This is a genomic window from Zooshikella sp. RANM57, assembly GCF_050749885.1.
Lineage (GTDB): Bacteria > Pseudomonadota > Gammaproteobacteria > Pseudomonadales > Zooshikellaceae > Zooshikella.
In genome coordinates this window covers 1-15,094 of the sequence record NZ_JBOIUB010000008.1, presented here as the reverse complement: position 1 = coordinate 15,094, position 15,094 = coordinate 1, and the positions used below count along the sequence as shown (strand labels likewise).

General features: G+C 38.4%; 12 protein-coding genes. 7 read left to right on the top strand and 5 right to left on the bottom strand.

All coding sequences use genetic code 11. The features are described 5' to 3' along the window. Window positions 1-63: 63 nt before the first annotated feature. Both ACQ96U_RS16705 and ACQ96U_RS16700 read left to right on the top strand, forming a co-directional pair. On the top strand, window positions 64-213 hold the full coding sequence (locus ACQ96U_RS16705) for a hypothetical protein (RefSeq protein WP_431722398.1): 150 nt from the start codon (window positions 64-66) through the stop codon (window positions 211-213). A gap of 283 nt (window positions 214-496) precedes the next feature. Continuing rightward, window positions 497-1,777: an aminotransferase class I/II-fold pyridoxal phosphate-dependent enzyme gene (locus ACQ96U_RS16700; protein ID WP_431722397.1), complete on the top strand. Its 1,281-nt coding sequence runs from the start codon at window positions 497-499 to the stop codon at window positions 1,775-1,777. Between the two features lie 67 nt (window positions 1,778-1,844). Here ACQ96U_RS16700 and ACQ96U_RS16695 read toward each other — a convergent pair whose 3' ends face one another. Then, a complete protein-coding gene (locus tag ACQ96U_RS16695; RefSeq protein ID WP_431722396.1) occupies window positions 1,845-2,681 on the bottom strand; it encodes an SDR family NAD(P)-dependent oxidoreductase in 837 nt (278 codons plus the stop codon). A 707-nt stretch (window positions 2,682-3,388) separates the two neighbouring features. Between ACQ96U_RS16695 and ACQ96U_RS16690 the strand changes: the two genes are divergently transcribed. Beyond that, a complete protein-coding gene (locus tag ACQ96U_RS16690) occupies window positions 3,389-4,594 on the top strand; it encodes an aminotransferase class I/II-fold pyridoxal phosphate-dependent enzyme (RefSeq protein ID WP_431722395.1) in 1,206 nt (401 codons plus the stop codon). Window positions 4,595-4,689: 95 nt separating this feature from the next. Here ACQ96U_RS16690 and ACQ96U_RS16685 read toward each other — a convergent pair whose 3' ends face one another. From ACQ96U_RS16685 to ACQ96U_RS16675, 3 genes are all read right to left on the bottom strand, one after another. Beyond that, window positions 4,690-5,922 carry an ABC transporter substrate-binding protein gene (locus ACQ96U_RS16685; RefSeq protein WP_431722394.1) on the bottom strand — a complete coding sequence of 411 codons (1,233 nt, stop codon included), beginning with the start codon at window positions 5,920-5,922 and terminating at the stop codon, window positions 4,690-4,692. 254 nt (window positions 5,923-6,176) lie between these two features. Continuing rightward, window positions 6,177-7,043 carry a universal stress protein gene (locus tag ACQ96U_RS16680; protein WP_431722393.1) on the bottom strand — a complete coding sequence of 289 codons (867 nt, stop codon included), beginning with the start codon at window positions 7,041-7,043 and terminating at the stop codon, window positions 6,177-6,179. A gap of 4 nt (window positions 7,044-7,047) precedes the next feature. Further along, on the bottom strand, window positions 7,048-8,532 hold the full coding sequence (locus ACQ96U_RS16675) for a SulP family inorganic anion transporter (RefSeq protein WP_431722392.1): 1,485 nt from the start codon (window positions 8,530-8,532) through the stop codon (window positions 7,048-7,050). A 322-nt stretch (window positions 8,533-8,854) separates the two neighbouring features. Here ACQ96U_RS16675 and ACQ96U_RS16670 point away from each other — a divergent pair, with 322 nt between their 5' ends. Then, the gene (locus ACQ96U_RS16670; RefSeq protein ID WP_431722391.1) at window positions 8,855-9,700 is read left to right on the top strand and encodes a substrate-binding periplasmic protein; all 846 of its coding nucleotides are present in this window, start codon (window positions 8,855-8,857) and stop codon (window positions 9,698-9,700) included. Between the two features lie 16 nt (window positions 9,701-9,716). Here the strand turns inward: ACQ96U_RS16670 and ACQ96U_RS16665 are convergent, their stop codons facing one another. Further along, window positions 9,717-10,886, bottom strand: a complete 1,170-nt coding sequence (locus ACQ96U_RS16665; protein WP_431722390.1) for an AAA family ATPase — start codon at window positions 10,884-10,886, stop codon at window positions 9,717-9,719. 393 nt (window positions 10,887-11,279) lie between these two features. Here ACQ96U_RS16665 and ACQ96U_RS16660 point away from each other — a divergent pair, with 393 nt between their 5' ends. The 3 genes from ACQ96U_RS16660 (at window position 11,280) to ACQ96U_RS16650 (ending at window position 15,006) form a co-directional block, all read left to right on the top strand. Next, a complete protein-coding gene (locus ACQ96U_RS16660; RefSeq protein WP_431722389.1) occupies window positions 11,280-13,307 on the top strand; it encodes a methyl-accepting chemotaxis protein in 2,028 nt (675 codons plus the stop codon). A gap of 255 nt (window positions 13,308-13,562) precedes the next feature. Next, window positions 13,563-14,177 carry a TetR/AcrR family transcriptional regulator gene (locus tag ACQ96U_RS16655; RefSeq protein ID WP_431722388.1) on the top strand — a complete coding sequence of 205 codons (615 nt, stop codon included), beginning with the start codon at window positions 13,563-13,565 and terminating at the stop codon, window positions 14,175-14,177. A 139-nt stretch (window positions 14,178-14,316) separates the two neighbouring features. Further along, window positions 14,317-15,006: a hypothetical protein gene (locus ACQ96U_RS16650; protein WP_431722387.1), complete on the top strand. Its 690-nt coding sequence runs from the start codon at window positions 14,317-14,319 to the stop codon at window positions 15,004-15,006. Window positions 15,007-15,094 lie beyond the last annotated feature (88 nt).

The window sequence follows — 15,094 nt, the reverse complement described above, 5'->3', positions numbered from 1 at the left end:
ATTATATATTGATCTGGCTTATATATTGCAGAATATATATATGATATTGAATTGGTAAAAGTTATGTATTCTTATCGACGACGTTATATTAAATATCACGGTTTTATGCGTTGGCTGTTTAAAGTAGTGAGTGATGTTATTCTCGTGATAGCCGTTCCATTGCTTGTTGCGTGGGTGATCATTTTATTATTAAGCCAACGTGCTATCACTTAAATGTCGTCAACTGATAACTAAGTAGTGCAAAAGTATTCTCTTTTATACATACATACTTCTCCCTTTATCTTGATAATCCACTCAATAATAAAATACGTATTTTTATGTAATTGTTTACCTGTCCGACAACCTGTGCACATAATTTTTTTTAAAAGTCAATAATACATATGTCTATTAAAAATTACTGTGCATATAAAAAAATAAAAACAAAACTGTCATTTTGACGGTTTAATCTTTATCAAACTAATTCATACGCTTAATTATTATATGGCAGGCAAATATTATGAATGAACTTTTAAAAGAAAGTTTACTGGATTATGCAGATAAAGTAATCAGTGCACAAATATGTTATTTATCTGTCGATGACAGTGGTGGAGATGGAACAATTATTCGTAAAGACGAGCGACAGCTTATTAACATGGGGAACTGTGGATATCTTGGGCTTGAGCATGAACAGATTGTTAAAGAAGGTTCTATCAATGCAATTAATACTCATGGTTTACATTTAAGTAGTTCAAGAGCGTACATCTCTTCAAACCTATACCAATCACTAGAAGAAAAATTAACACAGATCTTTGGTCGTCCTGTTGTTTTAGCGCAGTCAACCCACTTAATTCATTTAGCTGTACTTCCCCTTATTATAAACACAAAGGATTTATTAATTGTTGATCAGCAAGTGCACAGAAGTGTGCAAGTTATCGGTGAGTATTTAAGTGGTCGAGGTGTTACAACTGAATATATTTTACACAGCCATTTAGGCCAATTATCAGCTTTACTTGATGAGCATAAACATAAATATCAGAAGGTATGGTATCTTGCTGATGGTATTTATAGCATGTTTGGTGATCGTTCACCTAATGAACAATTATTACAGTTGCTGAAGGATAATGAACAATTACATATATATTTTGATGATGCACATGGAATGTCATGTTTTGGAGAAAAAGGCGAAGGATGGAGTCTATCTGGTTGCTTGAAAGGTCACCCGCGAGTATATGTAGCGACATCATTACGTAAGGGTTTTGGTGCAGAAGGTGCGGTGTTTACTTGTCAGGATGAAGCCGTTTGTAAGCTTGTTAGACATATGGGCGGCCCTGTTATTTTTGGTGGACCTATTTCAAATGGAGGATTGGGTGCTGCCAATGTATCTGCCGATATTCACTTATCGGGTCAGCTAGCGTATTTTCAAAGTAAGCTGAATGAAAACATTAAATACTGTCAAAGTCTATTAGAGCTAAATAATTTGCCAGTATACTCTGACCCGGAAACACCTATATTTTTCATTGGTGTTGGCGATCCTGATGATGGTGTGAAACTGGTTCAAAGAATGATGGTGTGTGGATTTTATTGTAATATTGCTATATTTCCTGCCGTATCTAAAAAGCATACGGGATTACGTTTTACACTAACAGCACGTCATACAACAACACAAATTGAAAATTTCGTAGAAACATTGAAAGATGAACTAATTAATATATTAGCATTAAGCAAGAAGACCATACATGATGTTGACTCAGCATTTGAACGAGTTGCTTTTTATAAAAGAAAGACGGTAATGCAGTAGCAGGCTTTACACGTGGCCAGCTTTAAAGCTGGCCACGTTTGTTTATGGAGTCTATTTCTAATGTGAGCTATGAGACCTGTTCACGCGTTTTAGCAACTTCCACTAATGTTTTAAATAAGTTAAGTTTTTTACTCATAGTCTCAAAACCTCTGGGAAAGAAAAGTTGCAGTGTTTTAGCTACTTTAGGCATACCTGGCACTAATACCTGTTCGGGTATATCTTTTTCAATCGCATTAATGACAGCCGTAGCAACTTTATGAATTGGTATACTGCCAACATACCAGGGTGCTTCTCCACCTAACGATTTACCATTTTCATACATCCCTTCGCCATCAACAAAACCTGGTGTAATGGCCGATGAACTGACGCGAGAATTTTGTTGTTTTAAACTCATTCGTAGTGAGTGTGTGAATGCAATGAGTCCTGCCTTACTTGCGGCATAAGGTTCTGAAAATGGTGGAGGGAACATTCCAGCTGCTGAAGCAATATTCACAATGTGTCCAGAATTTTGTTGTTGCATATGGTTTAAAAATAACTGACTTAACAGCATAGGCGCTGTTAAGTTAACGGAAATTATTTGTTCAATGAGTTTTCCAGATAAACTATCATAGTTTTGTATAGCTTCAATGCCTGCATTATTAACGAGTATGTCAATTGAGCCGTAAGCGGCAATGCTTTTATCGTATAAGTTGTGTAAGTCGCTTTTATTAAGCACATCGGTTTTAACAACTGAGACCTTGTTGTTATAAACGGAAAGCTCTCGTTTTATATCATTTAAATCTTGTTCATTTCTGGCGGCTAAAACTAATTTTACTTGGCGACTTGCGAGTTGATGAGCGATATGACGACCGATACCGCGTGACGCTCCCGTAACAACTGCAGAACACTCCTGATTTAGTTTCATTATATATCCTTATATATCTGAGCGGATAAAAGATGAATTATGTTATCTGATATATACCCACAGTAAAGGCTGTATTAATGGTAAGTACTATCATTAGGATGATTTAACTGTATGCAAAGTAATTTTATACAGGAAATGTGAATCCTTGTCACGATATGTTTATCTAAAAATAAGCTATTACTACGGTAATAATGACATTTGCTGGATAATTGCAAGGCAATAAATATATTCATATATCGAATATGGTGAGATCTTAAGAGAGGTGTTTTTATACTTACAGTGAAAGGTAAACACATTATTTTGGTGAAAAATAAGTGAGTTCATCGAGTAACGCTTTTTATTTTTGTTAAAAAAAGACATATTTATTACAATTTATGGATTAATACCTGACAGTCATTAAAAATGGTGTATATGTTGCTTTTGTCTTAATAGAAATATTTTTTTGTATGTTATTCAGTGTTGATTTTTAAAGGAAAATTGTAGGTAACTGAGGACATAGATAAAAAGCTGAGAGTTAAAGTGTAAAGAATATTGAAAGCTTATACCTTGTATTAACACTTTAATCATATTAAGAGTCGATTTGAAGCTAAATAAGTATTAGCTAAAGTAATTAAAGCCTTGACTAAGGATAATGTGGTTTTCACTGGTTAAATGATTTTAAGGATAAGGGGCCCATTAACGGACAATTCAGACTAAGGTATAGCGTCATGAACGAGAACTTACGAGATAGCTTACTTAACTATACTGATAAAGTAATCAGTGCCGATATATGCTACTTAACAGTAGATGACGGAGAAGGTGAAGGTGTAATCATTTATAAAGATAATAAACCGTTAGTTAATATGGGAAACTGTGGCTATTTAGGGTTAGAGCATGAAGCGAAAGTGAAAGCAGCATCTATTAATGCTATTAATAGACATGGCTTACATTTATCAAGCTCACGAGCCTATATTTCATCAGAATTATATCAGTCACTAGAAGAGAAGCTTACTAAGATATTCAATCGACCTGTTGTTCTGGCTCAAAGTACACATTTAATACACATAGCTGTACTACCTTTGTTAATAAATAGAAAAGATTTATTAATTACAGATCAGCAGGTTCATCGAAGTGTGCAGTTTGTTATTGAGTATCTTACAGGACAAGGAATAAAGAATAAACATATTTTACATAGTCGGTTGGATCAACTAACAAGTTTGTTGGATAAACATAAAAACAGTTACGCTAAGATTTGGTATTTTGCAGATGGTATTTATAGTATGTTTGGTGATAGAGCACCAAACCATCAGTTGCTGGAGTTATTAAATAACTACGAACAACTACATATTTACTTTGATGATGCCCATGGTATGTCGTGCTTTGGCGATAAAGGGGAAGGATGGAGTTTATCTGGTTGCCTGAAAAACCATCCCAGGGTATATGTTGCAACTTCCTTAAGAAAAGGCTTTGGAGCAGAAGGTGCAGTATTTACTTGCCAAGATGAAAAAACATGCAAGTTAATTCGACTGATGGGGGGACCTATTGTATTTGGTGGACCCATCTCCAATGCAGGATTGGGCGCCGGTATTATATGTGCAGATATGCACTTGTCGAATGAATTAGCCGTTTTCCAAGATAGATTAAACTCAAATATACAACATTGTCAGGCGTTGTTAGAACAACATGGATTACCCGTTTATTCTGATCCGTTAACACCTATATTTTTTGTGGGGGTCGGAGATCCTGATAATGGAGTGAGACTTTCAAGAAAAATAATGGAACGGGGTTTTTACTGTAATGTTGCCATGTTTCCTGTCGTACCAAAACGACATACAGGGTTACGGTTTACCCTCACAGCACGTCATACCCATGCTCAAATTAGTGAGTTTGTCAGTATATTAAATGAAGTTTTGAATTCTGAGTCAGACAGTTAATAGCATTGTATACGCCAAGGACTGGCGTAATATTCTTCAAAAGTAGTTTTCTTTTTTTACTCATAACAGTGATATTCAAATAGTGTTAACAGGCCCTAGTTTGCTGAAAAGATTTTCACCCTGAAATCTTCTAGCTCAGAAGTAATTTGATTAATATCTCTATGCTCAAGGAAGTTATTAATTGCTGGTAAGACCAGGTCTACAAACTCTTTTTTAGAATCTCGATCAAAATATTGGGTAATTCCTTCTGCATTATCAAGCTGTTTTTTCCCTTGCTGAGTGAGGCTCATTGGCTCGATAGGTGATTCCAGATGAGGTGGAATATTCTTCATGATACGATTGAAATTACGCTGAACATTGGGTGAACCCAGCATTTCAAGAAAGTGTTTTGCGTAAACCAGGTTTCTAGTATTTTTGGGGATAAAAAACAGGTCAGTTGGTGCTTCTTCATAAACAGGAATTTTAGGATTAATAATGGGGAAACGAAAGAGTTTTAGTTTTTGGGTTAGTGTGTCTGCTCTGGAAACAATAAAGTGGCCAATGAGTATCATGGCCGCTTTTTTTCGTGTTATTTCGGGTAAAATATCAAACCATTCCTCGGCAATGTAATCTGTGGTGAGACAATTACGGTCTAATAACTCTTTCCAGTAAGTAAAAACTGATTTTACCTTTGGTTGTAAAAAAGATTCTTTTCCTTGTAATAATCTCTTATGGAAATTTATTCCGTTAATTCTTAGGTTTAAGTAATCAAACCAGGCCATTGCTGGCCATAAACCTTTGTTGCCTAATATAATGGGTTTTTTACCTGCTTTAGATAATATGTTGCATACTTTTATGAGTGCTTGCCAATTATTGGGTGGGGATAACTGATAGTCTTTAAAAACGTCTTCGTTATAGTAAATTCCCCAATGATAGTAACTGATGGGGACTGCATAATAGCTACCATTGACGTTAACCAGGTTTTTGATACCCTGAGAAAAGTTTTTTTCCCACTGTTGTTGTTGCCATACATCGTCTATAGACAAAATAAAATCTTGCCGTACTAGATTAAAAAGTCGCTCCCCCCCTTGCCAGAACATAACATCAGGACCTTCTTTCGCTGTCAGCCAGGTCATCAGCTTTGCTTTATAAGCTGCATCATTTTCAGGCAAAATGCGCACTTTTACAGAGGGATAACGTTGCTCAAATTCTCTGGCTAAATATCGATATGCTTTACCTTGTTCTGTACCAACAGTGAGGATTGTAACATCTAGAAAATGCTGTTGTGCTCCATAAAGTTGAAAACTTTGTATGACGAATAAAAAGACAGTTAGTTGTCTTGTTAGCATTTTAATCATCGTAAGCAAGAACATTTCCAACTATGTTTATCCTTTGGACTGGTGAACTATTTATGTATCGTTTTTGCGTATGATTAATGTATTTTGCGAGAGACATACATCCATATTTAAGAGCAAAAAAAGCTGTTTGACTAAGAGTAGATGATTTTGAGGATAAGATTATAAGGAGGAAGGTGAGAATATGGTAAGCAAGAGGGATAATTCGCTGTTAATCAGCATCTTGCCCCCTTGCTTACCATGATGGTTTAACGAAGTAAAAGTAGAGGTTTTTGAGTGGCGGCTAACATTTTGGCGGTAAAGCTACCCAGTAATAGCTCTCTAATACGCGTATGACCAAAGGCTCCCATAACGGTCAGGTCTATTTGGTGCTCTGTTTGATAGGCGCAGATAACGTCTTCAGGTTTTCCTTCTAGTGACGTAGTAATGACTTCAATACCCGCTTCTTCTAATTTACGGGCTGCATTGGGTAAACAGTCACTGGTGTGCTTTTCTGGATTGGGATTGGCATAAACGACATGGCATGGTAGCCCTTTAAATAAAGGCCTGTTGGCGATCATATCCAGCGCTTTTTGTGCGGCTTCGCTCCCATCATAAGCCAACATGATGCGCTTGGGTTCGGTAAACTCTTTATTTACGACAAGTATTGGTTTATGTAATGAACGAATGATTGTTTCTAAGTGAGCACCAATGTGTTTTCCATCATCTTTATGGCCTTCTCCTCTAATGCCTAGTACTAAAACTCGAATCTCATCTTCTAGCTCAATTAAAGACTCTGTCAGGCTGCCGTGGCGTTGTTTAGCGATAATATCTTCAATACCCGCTTGCTCAGCCCTTGATTTAGCTGCATCAAGCATAATTTTGCCTTGCTGAACTAGCAACTTACTGCGTTGTTGCTCCAACGTTGTAAGTTCATCAAGTAGCTTTTCTTGGCTCCCCAGGCCGATACTACCTGACAAATCAACCATGCCTGGTATCTGGTGGTGCTCAATATTATGGAGAAGTTTCAAAGGAGCATTAATGCGTTGGCTGGCCCATACAGAGTAATCACACACAGCTGTGCTGTAGCGAGAGCCATCAATACAAGCAAGCACCTTGGATATTGTTGTATTCATTTTTTTAGTGGCCTCCAAGTACTTTTTCGATCTCTTCAGGTTTATCGTGTACCCCAAATCTGTCTACAATCGTAGCACTTGCTTCATTCAGGCCGACTAGTTCTACTTCAGCACCTTCACGACGAAACTTAATAACAATTTTATCCAAAGCATTGACTGCGGTGATGTCCCAAAAGTGTGCTCGATGTAAATCAATGACTACCTTATCAAGTGCTTCTTTAAAGTCAAAAGCGGCCACAAATTTATCTGCTGAGCTAAAAAAGACTTGTCCTATTACGTGATAGGTTCTTGTTTCTGAGGCTTCATTCAGCTCGGATTCAATATACATAAAGTGGCTTACTTTGTTGGCAAAGAAAAGCGAGGCCAATAATACACCGGCTAACACGCCATAAGCTAAATTATGCGTCCATACCACCACAATAACAGTGGCTAACATAACGATATTGGTTGAGAGAGGGTAATGTTTGAGATTGCGAATGGAACGCCAACTAAAGGTACCAATAGATACCATGATCATAACAGCAACCAATGCGGCCATGGGTATTTGGGCAACCCACTGACTAAAGAAAACAACTAAGATAAGCAGCATTACACCCGCCACCAAGGTTGATAAGCGGCCTCTACCTCCTGATTTTACGTTTATAACGGATTGACCAATCATGGCACAGCCTGCCATGCCACCAATACAGCCTGTTACAATGTTCGCAAGACCCTGGCCTTTACATTCGCGATTTTTGTCACTAGGGGTGTCCGTTAAATCATCGACAATCGTAGCTGTCATGAGTGATTCAAGTAAGCCAACAACAGCTAAGGCTGCAGAATAAGGAAAGATAATTGAAAGGGTTTCAAGATTGAAGGGGACATCAGGCCATAAGAACAGAGGTAGGGTATCTGGTAGTTCACCCATATCACCTACAGTTCGAATATCGAGTCCTAACCATAGGGAAAGTGCTGTTAAGGTCAGTATGCATACCAGAGGCGAAGGAATCGTTTTATTCAGTAATGGAAATAAGTAAATAATGGCCAGGCCACCTGCAGTCACTGCATAAACGTGCCAAGTGACATTGGTCAGTTCGGGAAGTTGTGCCATAAAAATTAAAATGGCTAAAGCATTAACAAACCCTGTGACAACAGACTGAGATACAAAGCGCATCAGTTCACCAAGCTTTAAGTATCCAGCAATAATTTGTAGTGCTCCGGTTAATAACGTAGCGGCGAGTAGGTACTGTAGACCATGCTCTTTTACCAAGGTGACCATCAATAATGCCATTGCCCCGGTTGCCGCAGAAATCATACCTGGGCGTCCACCGACAAAGGCGGTGACAACCGCGATGCTGAATGAGGCGTAAAGACCCACTTTAGGGTCAACACCCGCAATGATCGAAAAAGCAATCGCTTCTGGAATAAGTGCTAGCGCAACCACTAATCCCGCAAGCACATCTGCTCTAATATTGCCAAGCCAGTCATGTTTTTTTGAGTAAAACAGCATAATAACCCTGATAGTGATAAATAAACCTTTAAAGGCAACTATATACCCTTTGCTGTGAATATAGTTAACCTTTAAAAAGACGACTTGCCTCTAACACCACTTGCAACTTATCCCAAAGGAGACTTGACCATCTCTGGCAGGTAACTGGTGAGATCAGGCAAAAAAGGAGCGGATTATAAGAGTTTTTTATGGGCTTTGCTACCTGTAAAATGGACGATAAATGTTAAAAAAATGTGTTTGTAGCAGGATTCTTTTAACCATTCTTGCATAGTCTATTCTTTCACTAGAAAAGAGATATTTAATAATGAGTGAATAGTGCTTTATGACAGCGCACATTTTTAAGCAAAGGCTAAAAAAAGGATTTAGAGTATTTATACAGTTATTGATGATGACTGTTATAAGTATTTATGCACCTATATTATGTGCTGTTGATAAGCCTGAATTAGGCACTGTTGATAAATCTAAGTTTGACTATATTTTTGCTACAGAATCATGGCCACCCTACTATGGACATGCCATGGTTGATGAAGGTTTTATGGCAGAAGTTATTTATGAGTCATATGCACGAGTGGGTAAGAAAGTGCATATCCTTTATACATCATGGAATCGTGCGTTTGAGCGAGCTAAGATGGGGCTATATGATGGTGTCGTTGGTATTTATTACGTGTCTGAACGAGAAGCATACTTTAAGTTTTCCTCGCCCATTACATTTTCCAAGCAAGCATTGTTTAGTATAAAATCAAAAAGTATTAATGGAAATACAATTAAAGATTTACTGAATTATAAAGTGAGTGTTGTCAGAGGTTATTATTATTCGAGTGAGTTTAACAATGCTCCTTTTATTGCGAAACATGAAGAAGTCAATACCGAAAAAAATCTAACAATATTTTTAGGGGGAAGAGTTGATTTAATCGCGGCTGATGAGCGTGTGTTAAAATATTTTTTACACCGTAATCATCCCGAAGTGGTTTGGAGTGACTTGAAGCGAAATGTCGATATTGCAACCTTAACGATGCATTTAGGCTTCCCTAAAAAACTAAAGTCCTGTATGACTATGTATAACGAATTTGAGGAGGGATATAGTCTTTTAAAAAAAGAAAATAAAATAAAAGAATTAAGAAAAAAGCATAATTTTTTTGATTTTCCTGAAAAAATAGAAAAGCAATAGTTTGGCATGAAGCATATTACCCTCGCTTATCAGGCCAATGCCAAGTGGGTACTGACAACCAATGTTGACCTACTATTTCAGTTTGACCAAGCTGTTTTTCCAAAGCAATTTGGTTACAGTCAGGATGTTCACTTAATGCCGCAATTAATCGATTAGAATGTGTAACTACCCAAACCTGTGTTTTACTGGAGGCTTTAAGAATTAATCGAGCCAATGCGGGTAGTAAATCAGGATGTAAACTGGTTTCAGGTTCATTTAATACCATCAGTAAGGGGGGGCGAGGGGTAAGTAGAGCGGCAATCCAAAGAATGTACCGTAATGTGCCATCAGATAGTTCTGCGCCAGACAAAGGTCGGAGTAGGCCTTCTTGAGAGAACTGCAATGAGAAACGGCCATCATGATGTTGAATTATACTGAGTCGTGCTCCAGGAAAAGCATCACTGACAGCTTCATCTAAAGCAATATGATCTCCAATTTCACGAATAGTCTGCAGTGCTGCAGCCAAGTCTCGGCCATCATGGTGTAGCACAGGGGTTCGTGTACCAAGCTGAGGCTGGCGTATGGGTGAGTTTTTATCAGTCCGAAAATGGTCATAAAATCGCCAGCTTCTTATAGACTCTCGCATGGAATAAAGTTCTGGCATTGAGCTGGGGTCGATAATTTCATCAAACATGCTGTTGAAGAGACTGAGTGTTTGAGTAGCAATTTCCCACTTGTTACGTGGACGTACTTTAACAACGGCTCCTTGTCTATCAACCAGTAAACTAGCAGGGCGATAGGTGGGGCCAGCCCAGATACACTCACGCTTAATTTCAGGGTCGAGAGAGAAAAATGAATTGGAAGGTTTGGGAAGCCCTAGTGATATAGAGTAACTTAAAATATCGGTGGAAAACCCCAAGCGCAGACGGACAGCTTCCTTACGAACAGTACCTTGGATAGGTACTTCTCCTTTACGCATTTGAGGGGTGATATTGGCAGGCCCAGCCCAAAAAGTGGAATCAAGACCACCTTCTGCGGCCAGAGAATTAATGACCCCTCCTTGCGCTGTTTCTGCTAATAAACGTAATGCCCTGTACAGGTTTGACTTTCCACTGCCATTAGGCCCTGTAATTACATTTAAAGCGCCAAGTGGAGTCGTGATTTGTAGAATAGAGCGGTAATTATTAATGGCTAATGTTGTAATCATGGACTAACAGGTAAGAGAAAATTAATTGAGAAATAATGTATTAAGGGTTATTACAGCAATTAACAAACAAGGTGTCCTGATAAGACATTTTATTGTCATATTAATTCAATTGTTCCGTATGCTTAAGACTAATAAATAGCTTCATGCGCTGAGCTTAATATACATTACTATGGATATAAATTTTAAACATCTGTATGCATGGAAATGATTAGCAAAAGAGTTGTAACGCTATGCTATTATGAAACGAAAGTACAACAAGTTAAAGTGCATGATAAATTGATTGTTAATGTTCTGGTTATGTAGCTCTAGAGAGGGGTGTGCTTCAAATGTGCACGGTAAGTGGACATGAGTAGTGATAAAAGCCTAAATACCAGACTGACAAGGATGCCTCCCATGATTAATTTTTGGTATTTTGGACGGAAGCTAGTTGGTAACTTGCGTTTGACACAAAAATTTATTCTCATTTTAAGCTTACTGCTTTTGCCTATTGTGTATGCGTTATGGCAAATTGTGACAACGCATAATCAGGATATTCATGTTTGGGAAAATGAGCTAGCTGGTCAGCAGCTGATAGCTGTCGTGCATCCGCTTCGAATTCTAGCAGCTCAACATCGAGGTAAAACAGCCGCGTGGTTAGGTGGAAGTCAGTCTGCTTATAACGATCTCCCAGAAATTCGGTCAAAACTAGAACAAGCATTAAGCAAAGCAACTAACACTGCAAAACAAATGGGTTTTACAGATGTAGTAAAGTCAATTCATGCTTTGGCAGATGATTGGCAGTCATTGACTGATAAGTTATCAACAGGTGTTCCAGTCAATACTGCATTTTCATTGCATACAGAATGGATCAATCGTATATCAATTATTGTTGACACTATTGCGACTAACAGTGGGCTAATTCTAGATCCCAAACTGAATACGTTCTTAACAATGGATATGTTTGTTTATCAGTTACCTTTATTGTCAGAAACAACGGGAAAACTTCGTGGTAAAGGCAGCTTGGTTGCAGCACAGGGGCAATTTACCCCTGAATTATTTATTGAAGTGACTAGATTAACCGAAATAGTTGAAGAAGTGCAGGCTAAAGTTGAAACTCAAATTACAGCATTAAATGATTATTCTGCAGATTATCGTAGTCGAGTAGCACCTTATGCCAAGAAGCTTACTCAAACAGTTAATGACCTGGTTTCAACAAGTAAGCGTGATTTACTGGGTTCACAAACGTTATCAGTATCCGCTGAACAATTTTTTGAAAAAGGGAGTACAACGATAAGTGCCCAAATGGATTTTTATCACTTTATTGAAAATCTATTTATTGAAGGGGCAAAAAAACACTTAAGTGAAACTATACATAAACGGAATCTTGTTGTTGCTGTTTTTTCGCTGACGATGTTATCAGCATTATATTTATTGGTTTGTTATCAAATTAATACTCGCTTGGCGATAAATAGTTTACTTTATGCGGCACAGTCACTTGAGTCAGGCCACTTAAATATTCACCTTGAGACAAAAGGGCAAGATGAGTTATCCGAAGCCATAAATGCGACGGGTCGTGCTATGAATTTACTTCGACAAAAAGTAAAAGTGCTGGCACAAGAAGCAAGTGCACTTAATCAGACTGCTCAGGAACTTGATAGTGAATCAAAAACGAATCAGCAATCTGGTAATGATCAAAAACAACAGATCAGTCATATTGTTGAGCTTGTTCGAAATAGTACTGACTCTGCTCAATCCATGCTTGAGCTTTCTGAAGAGGCCTCTTTACATATTCAGGAGGTGTACAACTCAGCCCAAGAGAGTTCGCAACAGTCGATAAAAACTGCTGATTCCAGTCATCAATTAGCAGAGCAAATTAATGATGCGGCACAGCAAATTACAAAATTAGCTGAGAGTGCAAATAATATAAGTAATGTCATTGATGTCATTAAAGCGGTCGCTGAGCAGACTAATTTACTGGCATTAAATGCCGCAATCGAAGCGGCAAGAGCGGGTGAGCAGGGAAGGGGGTTTGCTGTTGTTGCGGATGAAGTACGTACACTAGCCACACGTACGCAAGAGGCTACCAATGAAATCAGTAATTCAATATTGAACTTACAGCAAGTGGCTGAAGAGGCTGTTAAGGTGATGGAAGAGTCGTCACGCGAGGCGGCAAATAGCGAAGAAAGAACACGCAGTACTGGAGAAGCACTACAAAAAGTCACTGAAGCGACAAACCAAGTGGCTGAGGCATTTCAAAAAGTATCTGAAGCCGCCAATGTTCAAGCGTCAACGGCTGGGGATATTAATTCTCGTATAGATTCTGTGGATAACTCTGCGTCTGATTTAGTTTCCAGTGCTGAACGTGTTGCTGAAAATGCCAATTCGGTGCATACAAGGAGTACAAGCATAGAAAATATTGTTTCTGGCTTTAAGTTTGACTGATAGTGTTTCTAACATCTTTACGACGGCTATCGTCTAACTCTCCGATTGTGAGCGCTTATGATGGTATTTTAGCCTTATATACCCTTATACCCTTATACCCTTATACCCTGCGCTGTGGGAGTAGTTAAATTCAACGATTCAGGCTGTGCTGCCGCGATGATATAGCTAAATTCAATAAACATGCTTGATATTGTTATAATAACCCACAAACAATTCACTAGACGACCGGTCTAATTAGCTGCTAGTATTATCATCATGAATCGTAGTGAGCATCAAGATACCCGAGAAACCATCCTGAGTGCAGGTGAGCAGTTGATTCTCAGTAAAGGGTTTTCAGCTGTGGGGTTAGCCCAGATATTAGCACAGGCAAAGGTGCCAAAGGGGTCTTTTTACCATTATTTTAAATCCAAAGAGTTATTTGGTGTTGAGTTACTCCGACGTTATTTCAGCCATTATGAGCAAGTTCTCGATGAACTGTTCAATTTACCTGCAAAAAGTGGCAAGGATAAATTGATGTCGTATTGGCAGCACTGGTTTGAAAAACAAACGGATGAATGTTGCGATAAGCAATGTTTGGCTGTAAAGCTTTCTGCAGAAGTATCTGACTTATCTGATGATATGCGATTAATGCTGAAGTCTGGTATTGATGCGATCATTAGTCGAATAGAAGAATGTGTACTTCTTGGAATAAGTGATGGTTCTTTGCCAGCAAACTTAGATGCAAGACTTACATCAGTTGTACTATATCAACAGTGGATGGGTGCAAGTCTGATGACTAAAGTACGACATGATGACTCAGCAATAAAAACGGCAATGATGATGACGGAGTTATTGCTGACTTCAGATTGGGTGCTTAAAAAAGAAACCTAATCCAAAGTTATTGTTAGGATTAAATAGAATTTAATTGAATGTGTGACCTCAATGAGGCTGTTAATTAACTCTTAATGGTCTCATTTTTTTAAATGCATTATAGACGACTGGTCTACTAAATGGTTTTCAAAGGAAGTGCATGATGACAAAAAGTAGCTTACTAACACCGTTTCAGTTATCTGATATTACTTTACCTAACCGAGTCATAATGGCACCTTTAACGCGTTCGAGAGCCTCACAACCAGGTGATGTTCCGAATTCGTTGATGGTTGAGTACTATCGTCAGCGGGCATCATCTGGCTTAATTATTACTGAGGCGAGTCAAATATCCCCACAAGGCAAGGGGTACGCGTGTACACCAGGAATTTATAATGATGAACAAGTGCAAGGCTGGAAAACTGTGACGGAAGCTGTGCATCAGGCGGGAGGAAGAATAGCTTTACAGCTTTGGCATGTCGGTCGTATTTCTAACCGTGAATTACAACCTGGAAAGCAGGCGCCAGTCGCACCGTCCGCAATTAAAGCAGAAGGTGCGCGAAGCTACAATCTCATAAATGGTCAATTGACGCGCATAAGTGCTGATCTACCTAAAGCCTTAACTGTTGAGGAAATAAAAGTAATCCAGTCTGATTATGTCAATGCAGCAAAAAATGCGTTGGAAGCTGGATTTGATATGATTGAAGTTCATGCTGCTAATGGTTATTTACCTGATCAGTTTTTAGCAAAAAATAGTAATCAACGTGCAGATGAATACGGTGGTTCTATCGAAAATCGTGCTCGCTTTCTTTTACAATACTGTAGACACTTTTACCCAGCCATAGCCCCATAGTCGCTCAGCTGTTCATACACTTGAGCGACTTTTTGAATGCTTAAGCTTAACCCTAACTTGTCAAAAAGTTTTCTCATTAAATGTTGAT

Coding starts and splice junctions, on each gene's coding strand:
- ACQ96U_RS16700 (WP_431722397.1), top strand. CDS start 497: ATGAATGAACTTTTAAAAGAAAGTTTACTGGATTATGCAGATAAAGTA.
- ACQ96U_RS16670 (WP_431722391.1), top strand. CDS start 8,855: ATGACAGCGCACATTTTTAAGCAAAGGCTAAAAAAAGGATTTAGAGTA.
- ACQ96U_RS16660 (WP_431722389.1), top strand. CDS start 11,280: ATGATTAATTTTTGGTATTTTGGACGGAAGCTAGTTGGTAACTTGCGT.
- ACQ96U_RS16705 (WP_431722398.1), top strand. CDS start 64: ATGTATTCTTATCGACGACGTTATATTAAATATCACGGTTTTATGCGT.
- ACQ96U_RS16680 (WP_431722393.1), bottom strand. CDS start 7,043: ATGAATACAACAATATCCAAGGTGCTTGCTTGTATTGATGGCTCTCGC.
- ACQ96U_RS16665 (WP_431722390.1), bottom strand. CDS start 10,886: ATGATTACAACATTAGCCATTAATAATTACCGCTCTATTCTACAAATC.
- ACQ96U_RS16650 (WP_431722387.1), top strand. CDS start 14,317: ATGATGACAAAAAGTAGCTTACTAACACCGTTTCAGTTATCTGATATT.
- ACQ96U_RS16655 (WP_431722388.1), top strand. CDS start 13,563: ATGAATCGTAGTGAGCATCAAGATACCCGAGAAACCATCCTGAGTGCA.
- ACQ96U_RS16685 (WP_431722394.1), bottom strand. CDS start 5,922: ATGCTAACAAGACAACTAACTGTCTTTTTATTCGTCATACAAAGTTTT.
- ACQ96U_RS16675 (WP_431722392.1), bottom strand. CDS start 8,532: ATGCTGTTTTACTCAAAAAAACATGACTGGCTTGGCAATATTAGAGCA.
- ACQ96U_RS16690 (WP_431722395.1), top strand. CDS start 3,389: ATGAACGAGAACTTACGAGATAGCTTACTTAACTATACTGATAAAGTA.
- ACQ96U_RS16695 (WP_431722396.1), bottom strand. CDS start 2,681: ATGAAACTAAATCAGGAGTGTTCTGCAGTTGTTACGGGAGCGTCACGC.